At 69.3% G+C, this 12936-nt stretch carries 14 protein-coding genes; 4 read left to right on the forward strand and 10 right to left on the reverse strand.

Annotation, left to right across the window (positions count from 1 at the left end; genetic code table 11):
• The first annotated feature begins 379 nt into the window (after window positions 1-379).
• Window positions 380-976, forward strand: coding sequence for a class I SAM-dependent methyltransferase (locus ACWGIC_RS00155; RefSeq protein WP_452073672.1), 597 nt, complete (start codon window positions 380-382; stop codon window positions 974-976).
• A gap of 50 nt (window positions 977-1026) precedes the next feature.
• Window positions 1027-2421: an FAD-binding oxidoreductase gene (locus tag ACWGIC_RS00160; protein WP_452073673.1), complete on the forward strand. Its 1395-nt coding sequence runs from the start codon at window positions 1027-1029 to the stop codon at window positions 2419-2421.
• Between the two features lie 62 nt (window positions 2422-2483).
• Here ACWGIC_RS00160 and ACWGIC_RS00165 read toward each other — a convergent pair whose 3' ends face one another.
• The 4 genes from ACWGIC_RS00165 to ACWGIC_RS00180 form a co-directional block, all read right to left on the reverse strand.
• A complete protein-coding gene (locus tag ACWGIC_RS00165) occupies window positions 2484-3188 on the reverse strand; it encodes a DedA family protein (protein ID WP_452073674.1) in 705 nt (234 codons plus the stop codon).
• Window positions 3189-3363: 175 nt separating this feature from the next.
• A complete protein-coding gene (locus ACWGIC_RS00170; protein WP_452073675.1) occupies window positions 3364-3945 on the reverse strand; it encodes a hypothetical protein in 582 nt (193 codons plus the stop codon).
• A gap of 32 nt (window positions 3946-3977) precedes the next feature.
• Entirely contained in the window at window positions 3978-5168 is a 1191-nt protein-coding gene (gene nagA, locus ACWGIC_RS00175) for an N-acetylglucosamine-6-phosphate deacetylase (RefSeq protein ID WP_452073676.1), read from the reverse strand.
• Window positions 5169-5220: 52 nt separating this feature from the next.
• On the reverse strand, window positions 5221-5796 hold the full coding sequence (locus ACWGIC_RS00180) for a SigE family RNA polymerase sigma factor (RefSeq protein WP_378303647.1): 576 nt from the start codon (window positions 5794-5796) through the stop codon (window positions 5221-5223).
• A gap of 195 nt (window positions 5797-5991) precedes the next feature.
• Here ACWGIC_RS00180 and ACWGIC_RS00185 point away from each other — a divergent pair, with 195 nt between their 5' ends.
• The gene (locus ACWGIC_RS00185) at window positions 5992-6276 is read left to right on the forward strand and encodes a YciI family protein (RefSeq protein ID WP_452073677.1); all 285 of its coding nucleotides are present in this window, start codon (window positions 5992-5994) and stop codon (window positions 6274-6276) included.
• Here ACWGIC_RS00185 and ACWGIC_RS00190 read toward each other — a convergent pair.
• The 4 genes from ACWGIC_RS00190 to ACWGIC_RS00205 form a co-directional block, all read right to left on the reverse strand.
• On the reverse strand, window positions 6273-7271 hold the full coding sequence (locus tag ACWGIC_RS00190; RefSeq protein ID WP_452073678.1) for a PDR/VanB family oxidoreductase: 999 nt from the start codon (window positions 7269-7271) through the stop codon (window positions 6273-6275). The two genes, ACWGIC_RS00185 and ACWGIC_RS00190, sit on opposite strands and share 4 nt — an antisense overlap.
• Window positions 7268-8128, reverse strand: coding sequence for a metal-dependent hydrolase (locus ACWGIC_RS00195; RefSeq protein ID WP_452073679.1), 861 nt, complete (start codon window positions 8126-8128; stop codon window positions 7268-7270). Before ACWGIC_RS00195 ends, ACWGIC_RS00190 begins: the two co-directional genes overlap by 4 nt.
• Entirely contained in the window at window positions 8125-9594 is a 1470-nt protein-coding gene (locus tag ACWGIC_RS00200; RefSeq protein ID WP_452073680.1) for a flavin-containing monooxygenase, read from the reverse strand. The genes ACWGIC_RS00195 and ACWGIC_RS00200 overlap by 4 nt, the downstream gene beginning before the upstream one ends.
• A gap of 75 nt (window positions 9595-9669) precedes the next feature.
• Entirely contained in the window at window positions 9670-10437 is a 768-nt protein-coding gene (locus ACWGIC_RS00205) for a helix-turn-helix transcriptional regulator (RefSeq protein ID WP_452073681.1), read from the reverse strand.
• Between the two features lie 68 nt (window positions 10438-10505).
• Between ACWGIC_RS00205 and ACWGIC_RS00210 the strand changes: the two genes are divergently transcribed.
• Window positions 10506-11555: a zinc-binding dehydrogenase gene (locus tag ACWGIC_RS00210; protein ID WP_452073682.1), complete on the forward strand. Its 1050-nt coding sequence runs from the start codon at window positions 10506-10508 to the stop codon at window positions 11553-11555.
• Here the strand turns inward: ACWGIC_RS00210 and ACWGIC_RS00215 are convergent.
• Window positions 11552-12025 carry a pyridoxamine 5'-phosphate oxidase family protein gene (locus ACWGIC_RS00215; RefSeq protein ID WP_452073683.1) on the reverse strand — a complete coding sequence of 158 codons (474 nt, stop codon included), beginning with the start codon at window positions 12023-12025 and terminating at the stop codon, window positions 11552-11554. The genes ACWGIC_RS00210 and ACWGIC_RS00215 overlap by 4 nt on opposite strands.
• A gap of 8 nt (window positions 12026-12033) precedes the next feature.
• The gene (locus ACWGIC_RS00220; protein ID WP_452073684.1) at window positions 12034-12927 is read right to left on the reverse strand and encodes an SDR family oxidoreductase; all 894 of its coding nucleotides are present in this window, start codon (window positions 12925-12927) and stop codon (window positions 12034-12036) included.
• Between the last annotated feature and the right edge of the window lie 9 nt (window positions 12928-12936).

The raw sequence follows: 12936 nt of genomic DNA on the forward strand, positions 1-12936 counted from the left end.
GTCGAGGTCCCGCTCGGCGAGCCCGGTGCCGGACGAGGTCCCGCTCGGCGAGCCCGGTGCCGGACGAGGTCCCGCTCGGCGAGCCCGGTGCCGGACGAGGTCCCGCTCGGCGAGCCCGGTGCCGGACGGGACCGGGCGGCGGTGGCGGTGCCATCGAGATTTCCACGCTCCCCGGCACTTGCGGGGTGGAGGATTCCGGTTGCCAGGCAAGGAAAATGCTTCCCGTCGGGCGGCTCTCCACCGACGCCGAGCCAGCGCCCGCACCCAGCAAGCGCTCGCCTGGGCGCCGAAAACACCAGAAGCCGTTTGCGGTTCCAGCAAAGAACCTTGCCGTCCGGCGCGGTCAGCGGAATCGTGAACGGCGGAGGTGGTAACGACAATGGCTCCATCCGGAGACTCCGAAGCAACGCAGGACGCGCAGTTCTGGGAAGACCTCTACCGCAGCCGTGAGCAGGTGTTCAGCGGCGAACCCAACGGGGTGCTCGTCACCGAGGTCGAGGGGTTGCCGCCAGGGCAGGCGTTGGACGTCGGGTGCGGGGAAGGCGCGGACGCGCGGTGGCTGGCTGCGCGCGGCTGGCAGGTGACGGCGCTCGACATCTCGCGGACCGCGTTGCAGCGGGCGGCTGCCGCCAACGCCGGGATCGCGTGGGTGTGTTCGGATCTGGCTTCCAGTCCGGTTCCGGCGAGGGCGTTCGACCTCGTCAGCGTCCAGTATTTCCCGCTCCGCCGAGACGACCGCGTAGTGCGGAAACTGCTCGACGCGGTCGCGCCCGGCGGGACCTTTCTGTTCGCCAGCCACGATCCGCGGGATCTGTCGCCGGAGCACGCCGGTTACTGCCAGCCCGACGACATCGCGCGGGCCCTCGGCGAGGAATGGACTGTCCTCGTCAACGAGAGCCGGCCTCGGGTGGCTCCGGCCCCGCCGGGAACGGCGCATACGCGCGACACCGTCCTGCGCGCCCAGCGGACCAGCTAATATCGGAATTAATATTCCGCACTGCGGAGATTCCGGTTTACCATGCGGAGATGAGCAACGACGCCCTCCTCCAGCGGCTTCGGGACGACCTCGGCCCGGCCGCGGTGCTCACCGACGCTGACGTCACCGACGCCTACGCGCGCGACATGATGCCGCTCGCTCCCTCGGGAAAACCGTTGGCGGTAGTGCTTCCGGCGGATACCGAGGGAGTGCAGGCGACCGTCCGGGCCTGTGCCGAAGCGAGAGTCCCCATCGTGCCGCGCGGGGCGGGCAGCGGGCTTTCCGGCGCGGCCAACGCGATCGACGGCTGTGTCGTGCTTTCGCTCATGAAACTGAACGAAATCGTCGAGGTGGACGCGGGCAACCGGCTCGCCGTCGTGCAGCCGGGCGTCGTCAACCTCGACTTCCGGTCCGCCGTCGAGAAATACGGCCTGTTCTATCCGCCCGACCCGTCCAGCTACGACTGGTGCACGATCGGCGGCAACCTCTCCACCAACGCCGGCGGTCTCTGCTGCGTGAAATACGGCGTGACCACCGATTCGGTGCTCGGCCTCGAGGTCGTGCTCGCCGACGGATCGCTGCTGAAAACCGGCCGCCGCACGGTGAAGGGTGTCGCCGGATACGACCTCACCAAGCTGTTCATCGGCAGCGAGGGCACGCTCGGCGTCATCACCCAGGCGACCGTCTCGCTGCGGCCGCTTCCGCAGGCCCCGGCCACTTTCGTCGCCGGGTTCAACACCACCGAGGCCGCCGGCGAGGCGGTCGCGCGGGCGGTGCGCGAGGGGTTGGTGCCGTCGCTGCTGGAGATCATGGACGCGGCGTCGATCAAGGCGTCCGAGACCTACCTCAACACCGACCTCGGCGCGGGATCCGATTGCCAGGCCTTGCTTCTCGGCCAGTCGGACGCGGGCGGCGAGGCGGCTCGGCGCGAGCTGGCGCTGCTCGAACAGATCTGCACCGACTGCGGTGCGGACCTCGTCTACGCCACGGACGACCTCGAAGAGGGCAAGATGCTGCTGCAGGCCCGCCGCGTCGTGCTGACCGCGCTGGAAACCTACGGCGTGTGGCTCACCGACGACGTCAGCGTGCCCCGCACCCGGATCGCCGAACTGATCCGCGGCTGCGAACGGATCAGCGAAAAAGTCGGGCTCACAATCGCCGTCGTCGGTCACGCCGGGGACGGGAACATGCACCCGACCATCGTGTACGCCCCCGATTCCGAGGACGAGTTCGCGCGCGCCCAGCAGGCGTTCGACGAGATCCTCGAGGTCGGCCTGTCTCTCGGCGGCACGGTCACCGGCGAGCACGGCGTCGGCAAGATCAAACGCGAATGGCTCGCCCGCGAGATCGGCCCGGTCGGGATCCGCGTGCACCGGCAGATCAAACAGGCCCTCGACCCGGAAAACCTCTTCAACCCCGGCTCGATGTTCTCGATGACCGACTGACCCCTGACGCGACGAAGCGGCGTCCGGAAAACCCGGACGCCGCTTCGTCGTAGAACCAGGAATCAGTCGCGCACGCGCGGGATCTGCTGCGTGACGTCGGCCGAGTTGTCGGCCGGCCGGGCCTTCTTCTCGCGGCGGCTCTTCAGGTACTCGATGGCGATCGGCACCACCGACACCAGCACGATGAGGACGAAGATCGCGTCGACGTTGTCCCGGATGAAGCCGATGTTGCCCAGCAGCGACCCCAGTACGGTGATGCCTGCGGCCCACAGGATGCCGCCGATGACCGTGTAGGTGAAGTAGCGCTTCGGGTCCATCCGGCCGATGCCCGCGATCCAGGTGATGAACGTCCGCACGAACGGCACGAACCGGGCCAGCACGACGGCCTTCGGGCCGTGCTTCTCCAGGAAGGAATGCGTCTTGTCGACGTACTCCTGCTTGAAGAACTTCGAATCCGGCCTGCTGAACAGCTTCGGCCCGACGAAGTAACCGAGGTAGTACCCGGCGACGTTGCCCACCAGCGCGGCGATCGTGACCAGCACGCACACCAGCCACAGCGGAGCCTGCAGCGTGCCGTTCGCGATGAACAGGCCAGCGGTGAAGAGCAGCGAGTCGCCGGGCAGGACCGGGAAGATGCTGCTCTCGATGAAGATGATCAAGCACAGCACGGCGATCACTGGCGCCGTCAGCCCGTTCAGCAGATGCTGCGGGTCCAGCCACGACGGCAGCAGGGACATGGTGGTCACTGTGTTCTGGGCGAGAATCACACCGAAAACGGTACAGGGTGACTCAGTGTGGCCTCATCGGGCAAGGAATCGCAGGTCATCGGTGTGGGATCGGGGTTAAGAACTCGGCCCGGGAGTGCCCTGCCGGAGTGGCCGTCCGGGCAAGTCCGGGCGGAACGCGGCCGAATGCGGGTGGGTCGCGGGTGAGAACAGCGGCTCAGATCAGCGTGAGCAGGCCGATGACCGACCCCGCGGCCAAGCCCAGCAGCACCGCCAGCAGCAGGACCCAGTGCGCGGGCAGCGGGCCGCTTTGCGGTGCCTGCGCGGGACGGCGGACGGTCGCGTCGTTGGCCCCGACCGGCGGGATCGAGCCGGTGGTCCCGGGCGAGGTGTGGTCAGCCGCGTCGAGGGCGGCGCGCTCGCGGGCGAGCGAGTCGGCGCCGGCCCCGGACAGCAGGCCGTAGTTGGGCGGGAGTTCGGTGGTCGGGCCGGTCTGCGACGGCGCGCCAGCCTCGGCCGGGGCGCTGAACGAAGCCGAGCCGGAGGCGGCACCGGACGCGGTACCGGAAGCCGGAGCGGCACCGAACGAGCCGGTTCCGGAGATGCCGGGACCGCCGGCCGCGCTGAACGAGCCCGAGCCGGAAGCGCCGGGCTGGACCGCGCCTTGCGAACCGGTCTTGGAGCCGGCGTCGGAACCGGCTTCCTCCTCGACCGGGTTCGCCACGACGTGCGGAGCGAAGACGGCTTGTGCACGCAGCGCGTCGGCCAGTAACCGTTCCGGGTCTTTCGGCTCGCTCATCCGCTCCGTCCGCCTGTCGAAGTGCTAGCTCGTCACGTACTCAAGGTAGCCCGGCCCGCCTCGGCCACCCATTCGCCCCGGTGCAGGACCCGGGACGGACGCAGGTCGTCGTCCAGGATCACAGCGTCCGCGGCGAGGCCGGGACGCAGTGCGCCGGTGCGGTCGGCGATGCCGAGCAGCTCGGCCGGTCGCGCCGACGTCGCCCGGACGGCGTCCAGTACGTCGAGTTTGGCGCCCTTCACCAGGTTGCGGAAGGCGTTGTCCATGGTCAACGTGCTCCCGGCCAGGGAACCGTTGTCCAAGGTGGCGACGCCGTCGTGGACGTCGACCTCCAGCCTGCCGAGGGTGTAGCGGCCGTCCGCGGCGTCGGTGGCCGACATGGCGTCGGTGATCAGCACCGTCCGGCCGCGGCCGGCGTGCTGCGCGGCCAGCCGCACGATCGTCGGGTGCAGGTGGACCAGGTCGCAGATCAGCTCGACGGTCACGCGCTCGTCGTCCAGGAGCACGCCGACCGGGCCCGGCTCGCGGTGGTGCAGCGGGCGCATCCCGTTGAACAGGTGGGTGGCGACCGTCGCACCGGCGTCGATGGCCGGGACCAGCTGGTCAGCGACCCCGTCGGTGTGGCCGATCGCGGCGATCACGCCCGATTCGGCGAGCTGCCGGACCGCCTTGACGCCGCCGTTCAGCTCCGGGGCGAGCGTGACCATCCGGATCGCGCCGTGCCCGGCGCGCAGCAGCTTCTCGACCGTGCCGGTGTCCGGTTCACGCAGAGTGTCCGGATCGTGTGCCCCGCAGCGGGCGCGCGAAATGAACGGGCCCTCCAGGTGGATGCCCGCGAGGTCGCCCTCCTGCACGAGTTCGCGCAGGGCCGCGATCTGCTCGGTGAGCAGGTCGATCGGGTCGGAGACCAGGCTCGCGAGCATGGTTGTGGTGCCGTGCCGCCGGTGGGCGCGCACGGCGGTGCGGATCTCGTCCGGGTCGAGGGTCGAGAACGAGCCGCCGCCGCCACCGTGGCAATGGGTGTCGATGAAACCGGGCACGACCAGTGCCCCGGCGACGTCCACCGTCGCGGTATCCGGGCTGCTCGGGGGCGTGCCGGTGCCTACCGCGGCGATCTGTCCGCCGGACACGGCGAGCCAGCCGTCGTCGAGTACGCGGTCCGGGGCCACGACGCGGCCGCCCGTGATGACGAAGTCTCCGGGGTGCTTCACGCGCTCCAGCATATATTGGTCTGGACCAGAGAGGGCCGACCAGCGCGAGATTGGTCCGCCCAGGTCACTGGGGCGGCTGCATTGCCTTCTGCAACGCCTCCAGCGCCCGGCTGGCGGTTGACTTCACGGTGCCCTTCGAAATGCCCGCCGCTTCCGAAATCTCCGCTTCGCTCAGCCCGCCGTAGTAGCGCAGCACGAGCACCTCGCGCTGGCGCGGCGGAAGCTTCGACAGAGCGTTGACCACGGCCTGGTGCTCGCTGGAGAGCATCGCGAGGCTTTCCGCGGACCGGGCGTTCACCGCGTGCGGGGGCACGTACTCGCGGGCGGTCTTGCGCCGCCGCAGCACGCTGCGCGATCCGTTGACCACCGCGGTGCGCAGGTAGCCGACCGCCGCCGCGGCGTCGCGCAGCCTGCCCCAGTTGCGGTGCAGCCCGGTGAACGCCTCCTGCACGACGTCCTCGGCCGTGGCCGGTTCGTCGACCAGCAGGATGGCGAGCCGTACGAGCCGCATCCGGTGCTGCCGGTAGAGGTCTTCCAGGTTCAACGGGGCGGCCGGCGGCTGCGCCGGGACCGGTCCGTCCATGGTCCGCAGGTGGCCGAGGGTCGCCTCGACGCTGCGTTCCGCGTTCCCCTCCAGCATGTATCCCCGCCTGTCCTCGACGTGTCCGCTCAGCAGGCCCGTTGGTGCGCGATAGGCACAGCGTGCACACAGGTTCCGCCCGCGCCTAGCCTATCGGGTTGGCCTTTCGCTGCCACCGCTCGCATGGTGCGTCCGCCGGGCGGTGACCGGTAGCGTCTGCGGCGTCACTGTCGTGCTCACCCCGGGAGTAAGCGCATGGCCTGGTACCTCGTCGAAATCCGCTACGTCCAGGAGAAGCTGGCCGACGTCCGGCCGCGGCACCGGGACTACCTGAAAGAGCACGTCGCGGCCGGCCGGGTCGCGGTGGCCGGGCCGCTCGCCGACAACACCGGCGGCCTGGTGCTGTGGCAGGCCGAGGACGAGACGGAGCTGGCCAAGCTGATCGACAACGACCCGTACGCGCTCGAGGGCGTCGTGGCCGAGCGCACCGTCCGCGAATTCAAGCCGGTGCTCGGCGACTGGGTCCCCGAGCAGGGCTAAAGCTCCAGGACGGCGGGCCCGCGATCGACGCAGATCCGCACGCGCCCGCCGTCTTCGGCCGCCACCTCGCAGGTGCCGCAGAAGCCCTGGCGGCACGAGTACGGCACGTCGGGCAGCACCTCGCGCACCACGTCGAGCGTGGAGCGGTCAGCAGGCACGTCGAGGGTGCGTCCGCTGCGGCGCAGGACCACGCGGAACGGTTCGCCGTCCACGATCGGCGGCGGCGCGAACCGTTCAAAGTAGACCGCGGCGGCGTCCGTGCGGGCCAGGTCGACGCGGACCCCGGTGATCATCGGCACCGGGCCGCAGCAGTACACCGAAGCGCCGCCGGGCATTTCCTCCAGCAGTTCCGCGCCGGACGCCGGGATGCCGAACTCCTTGTCCGGCCGGATCCGCACCCGTTCGGCGGGGAGTTCGTCGAGGAACGGCATCGACTCCCGGTCGCGGCCGGTGTAGACCAGCCGCCAGTCCGCGCCGCTCGCCTCCGCGCGGTGCACCATCGGCAGGATCGGCGTGATCCCGATTCCGCCCGCCACGAAGTGGTACGCGGGCGCGGCGACGAACGGGAAAGCGTTGCGCGGCCCGCGCACCGTGACGCGAGTCCCGGCGGTGAGCGCGTGCACCTCAGCGGACGCGGAACCGATGCGCCGCACGGCGATCCGATAGTGCGAAAGGTCGGAAGGCGAACCGCACAGCGAGTACTGCCGCACCGCTCCCGAAGGCAATATCAGGTCGATGTGCGCGCCGGGACGCCACGCGGGCAACGGCGTCGAGTCAGGATGTACGAGACGCAGGCTCACCACGCCGTCGGCCTCGGTGCGCACGGCGTCGACAACCAACGGCAGCCGACGGTCGACTTCCTGTACTGGCGGACGTCGTCGGCCGGAAATCTCCGCCAGCCGCCGGTAAGCCGCGCCGACCGCGACCAAAGTGGACATCAGCCGGTCGCGCCGCCCGCTGCCGTCGAGTCTCGGCGGGAACTGCGGTGCGGTCATCGCGGAGCGTCGGCGGCCTTGGCCGCGGGCGAACTCGCCAGGTACGCCACCGCCTGGTCGGTGTTGCCGGTTTCGGTGGGGTGATAGGACTTCCGGAAGTACGGCCGGATCTCGCGCAGCAGCTCGCGCGGGCCAGGCAGGAGGCCCTGCCGGGCGGCGCGCCGGTAGGACCGCCAACTGGTGCGGCCGGGGCGTGTCGGGTCGTTCTTCATCAGAAATCGGGTCCCGCGCAGGAAAATCCACGCCAGCACCGGCGTCACCACGAGCATCGAACGCACTCGCCTGCCGTACCGGCCGTCGAGGTGGCAGAACAGGTCGTACGCCACCGACCGGTGCTCGACCTCCTCAGCACCGTGCCAGCGAAGGAGATCCAGCATCGTCTCGTCGGCACCGGCCGCGTCGAGTTCCTTCGCGTCGAGAATCCACTGGCCGAGAAACGCGGTGTAGTGCTCGATCGCCGCGACCAGCGCGAGCCGTTCGATCAGCCATTCCCGGCTCGATCCGGGCCGGTCGCCGAGAAGCCGCCGGAACATCCACTCCATCTGCGCGATGTACGGGCGCACGGAAACCCCGGCGGACTCCAGGTGCTCAGCCGCGCCGTCGTGCGCCTGCGCGTGCATCGCCTCCTGGCCGATGAAGCCGAGCACGTCCTCCTTGAGCCGCTCGTCGCGGATCAGCGGGACGGCCTGCTTGAACACCTCGACGAACCAGCGTTCGCCCTCGGGCAGCGCCAGATGCAGCACGTTGATGCTGTGCGTGGCCTGCGGCTGCCCGGGAATCCAGTGCATCGGCAGTTTCGACCAGTCGAACTCCACGTCGCGCGCGTGGAGCACGATCTGCTCGTGGTCGGTGCTCATGACCGGCCGCTCAGCTCGTAGTCGCTCGGCTCGACGCGCCGCGTCTCCAGCCAGTACCGCCACGTGAAGCCCGGCCAGATCGTCCGGTTGACGCCCTTCGCGTCGAGGTACCAGCTCTTGCAGCCGCCTTGGGTCCACACGCCCTTGACGAGTTTTTCCTGGATCTGCTCCTGGAATTCGTCCTGCACCGACGGCCGCACGTCCAGCGCCGCCGCGCCGCGGGAATCGGCCAGCCGGATCGCGTCGACCACGTAGCGGGACTGCGATTCGATCATGAACACCACGGAGTTGTGCCCGAGCGCGGTGTTCGGGCCGAGGAGGAAGAACAGGTTCGGGAAGCCGGACACGGTGATGCCCTTGTGCGTCTGGATTCCTTCGGTGGCCCAGGTTTTCGCGAGATCGCGGCCGCCGACGCCGGTGATGTCGAGGTATTCCAGCGCGTCGGTCACCTTGAAGCCGGTGCCGTAGATGATCGCGTCGACCTCGTGCTCGACCCCGGCGGTGTCGACGATGCTGTGCGCGCGGACCTCGGCGACCCCGTCGGTCACGACGTCCACGTTCGGCCGGTCCAGCGCCGGGAAATAGTCATTCGACAGCAGGACGCGTTTGCAGCCCATCGTGTAGTCGGGCGTGACTTTCCGGCGCAGCGCGGGGTCTTTGATGCCCTTCGCGATGTGCCTGCGCGCGAGAATTTCGGCGGCCTGCATGAGTTTCGGATGCCCGTTGAACCCGATCGCGCGGGATTCGAGCATCCAGTACAACGCGTTGCGGTACAGCCGCTGCGTACCCGGCACGCGCTTGAACAACTGCCTCGCCCAGCCCGGCATCGCGTGGTCCGGCTTCGGCATGATCCACGGCGGCGTGCGCTGGAACAGCGTCAATTCGCCGACCTCTGGCGCGATCTTCGGCACGAACTGCACCGCGCTCGCGCCGGTGCCGATCACCGCGACCCGCTTGCCCGCCAGGTCGTACTCGTGGTTCCACTGCGCCGAATGCCAGGTCTGGCCCTTGAATTTGGAGATCCCCGGCAGTTTCGGGATCTGCGGGATGTGCAGTCCGCCGACGCCGGCGACGAGGAACTGCGCGGAAAACTCGGTGCCGCCCTTGGTTTCCACCGTCCAGCGGCGTTCGCTCTCGTCCCAGTGCGCGCCGGTGATCTCGACGCCGAACCGGATCCTGTCCCGCAGCCGGTATTTGTCGGCCACGCCCTTGAGGTAGTCGAAGATCTCCGGCTGCGGCGAGAACGACCGGCTCCAGTCCGGGTTCTGCGCGTAGGAGAACGAGTACATGTGCGACTGCACGTCGCACGCGCAGCCCGGGTACGAGTTGTCCCGCCAGGTGCCGCCGACCTCGTCGGCTTTCTCCAGGATCACGTAGTCCCGGATGCCCGCTTTTTCGAGCTGGATCGCCTGGCCGAGCCCGGAAAACCCGGTGCCCACGATCACGACCTTGAACCGCTCGGTCATCTTGTCGGCCTCCGCTGCGCTGGGGGTCTGGCAGCGTTGATGTTACCTCAGGTAACAGTTACTCGAAAGTACTTCCTACTCGTCAGTATCACTCGGCAGCCGGTAGACCACCAGCGTCTGCTCCGGCCGTTCGGCGACGTGGAACGCGGCGTGCGTCGCGGTGACCACGCCAAGCTTCGGGTGTCGAAAACGCTTGTGACCTGCGTGGCTGAACTGGATTTCGTAATGCGGCCACCACTCGCGGACCTCGGGGCTCGCCTCGGTCAGCTCGGCCACCAGACGGGTCACTCGCGGGTGGTCGGGATGCCTTCCGGCGATCGCGCGCAGCCGGGCCAGGATGTTGCGCGCCTCCTGCTCCCAATCGACCAGGACTTCGCGAGCGGCGGGCTCGGTGAACATCCAGCGCACGACGTTGGCTCCCGGTCCGATGTTCCGGAACAGCTCCGCCGCGGCGTCGTTGTACGCGAGCAGGTCGTAACAGATGCCGGTGACGTACGCGGGGTTGTCGCCCAGCATCGCCGGGACGCCCGCGACCTCGGGTGCGGCTTCTTCTGGGGCGTCTTCGGGAGACGCGCCGCCGTCGGCGAGGCGGTGCAGGTGTTCCTGCTCGGCGCTGGTCAGCCGCAAGGCCCGGGCCAGGGCGTCGAGCACCTGGTCGGAGGGGCGGACGTCGCGGCCCTGCTCCAGATAGGTGAGCCAGGTGGCGCTGATCCCGGCCAGCAAGGCCAGCTCCTCGCGGCGCAGCCCGGGCGTGCGGCGGCGTCCGGTGACCGGCAGGCCAGCGTCGGCCGGGGCGATCCGCTCGCGGCGGCTGCGCAGGAACGTGCCCAGTTCGACGCTCACCCTAGAACCTCCAGTACCAGAATAAAGCGATTCTGGATGCCAGCTTAACGGCGCGTGAGGCTTGGTTCATGCGAGCTTGGACTGTGCCTTCACAAGACGAAGACCTGCGGCTTTCCGAGGTGCCGGAACCCGTTCCGCAGGGCGGCGGCGTAGTCGTGGAGGTGCTCGCCGCGCACCTCCCGGCTTACACGAAGGCGGTGGTGACGGGCGGCCGCGGCGGCCTGCTGACCCCGCTGATCCTTGGCCCTTCGTGCATCGGACGCGTGACCGACGTAGCGCCGGACGTTTTCCACGTGACCCCGGGCGACATCGTGCTGGACACCGCGCTGCTCAACGCGGGCGACGGTGACGAAATCCTGGTCGGTTGGGTCGGTCTCGGCGGTTCCGGCGCGAGCGAGCGCACGGACCGTATGCGCGAGGTGTGGCGGGACGGTGTCTTCGCGGAGAAAGCGTTGTGCGCCAAGGAAACGATGGTCAAACTGCCCGGAGCCGAGAATTACCCGGACCCAGCGCGGCTGGCGTTTCTGCCGTGGCTTTGTGTTGCCGCCGCGGGATTGCACTCCGCGGGCCCGCTGGCCGGACGCGACGTCGCGGTGATCGGCGCGACCGGTCAGATGGGCGGCGCTGCGGTGCTGCTGGCGCTGGCGGAAGGCGCTGCGACGGTGACGGCGGTCGGACGCAACAAGGTCGCGCTGGACCGGCTGTCCGACCTCAGCCCGCGCGTGCGCACCCACCAGCTGACCGGCGATCGCGCGACGGACGCGGCGGCGATCGGCCCGATCGACGTGGCCCTTGACGCACTCGGCGCCACGCCGGCCGCGGACGCGACGATGGCTGCCTACGACAGCCTGCGCGTGCGCGGAACCCTGGTGCTCGTCGGCGGCGTCCGCCAGGACCTGACCATTCCGTACAGCGACTTCATGCACCGCAGGCTCACCCTGCGCGGCTCCTGGATGAGCGACGACGACACGGTGCGGACGGTGTGGAACCTGATCCGCTCGGGCGTACTGGACCTCTCCGCCGTGGAGCTGCTGAAGGTGGGGCTGGACGACCCGGAGAGCGCTCTCGACCTTGCGGAACGTACTTCAGGACTGAGCTTTGTCGCCCTCGTCCCCTAGTAGGTGCCGCCGAGTTTCGAGTGGTCCCAGCTGGTGATCTTCGTCGGACGCAGGATCAGCCCGACCCGCTTCGGGGCCTGGTGTTCGATGAAGGTCCGCAGTTCGTCCGGCACCGGAGCGCCCGGCTCGGCTCCGGAGTAGCGCATCATCAGCGCGGTTCCCATCGCCGTGACCTGCTCGGTCTCCTCGACGAACTCGACGTCCGCCTCGAACGAAAGCCCGCGCAGCTGGTCGTACGAATCGCCGCTTTCGATCAGCACGGTCACCTCGGGGAGCCGTCGCAGGTTCTTCGCCTTCTGCGAAGTGCCGTACGTCCACGTCGCGACCCCGCCCTCGTGCGGGTAGTACCAGAGTGCGGTGAGGTGCGGCCTGCCGTTCGGTCCGATCGAGGCCACGTTGATGATCTTCTGCTCGGCGAGATAGGCCTGCACCTCGTCCGGTGTCATCCGGATCTGGTCGCGACGGGACATGGCGCTCCTCAGTTGCGTTTCGTGGCGGCACGACCGCCGTGACCGTTGACCGACGACTCGAACGCGCCGCGTTCCTCGACATCCTTCAGTGCTGCCCGGTCGGCTGCCGGAACCCGGCTGCGCGCACCGAATTCGACGATCGGCGGCAGGAACGAGCGCAGCAGCTTCAGCCCACCGACCCAGCGCGGCACGTGGATCGTCCTGGCGCGGCGCAGAATACCGGCCTCCAAGTCGTCGAGCGCGACGTCCAGCGGGTAGGTCTTGCCGAGCAGACCCGGCATCCCGGTGCGCAGCTTGCCGAACACCGGATGCGCGTCGGCGCTTTCGACCAGGTCGGTGCGGATCCAGGTCGGGTGCGCGACGCCGACCTTCACGCCGAGGTGCGCGACCTCCGCGCGCAGGCTGTTGCAGAACGCTTCGACGCCCGCCTTCGCGGCGGCGTAATTCGCCATGCCGGGCGCGTGCGTGATCGCGGCGAGCGAGGAGATGCCGAGCAGGTAGCCGCGACGTTCGATCACGTGCGGCATCGTGACGCGGAACGTGCGCCACACGCCGAGCAGATCGACCTCGATCACCCGCTCGAACGCGGCGCGGTCCACCGAGCGCACGAACCCGGCGGTCGCGATGCCCGCGTTGGCGATGACGATGTCGATGCCGCCGAAGTGCTCGACCACGCCCGCGGTGACCCGTTCGAGGTCGTCCCAGCTGGTGACGTCGGCTTCCCAGGACTTCGCGTTCGGCCCGATCCGCTTGGCGACCGCTTCCTGTTCGCCGGCTTCGAGCCCGACGAGCGCGACCTTGGCTCCGCGCGCGGCGAGCCGCTCGGCCAGGCCGGCTCCGATCCCGCGAGCGGCTCCGGTGATGAGCACGACCTTGCCGTCGACCTGCTTCTCCTGAGCCACGGTGCCCTC

It is taken from the genome of Amycolatopsis sp. NPDC054798, assembly GCF_053611505.1.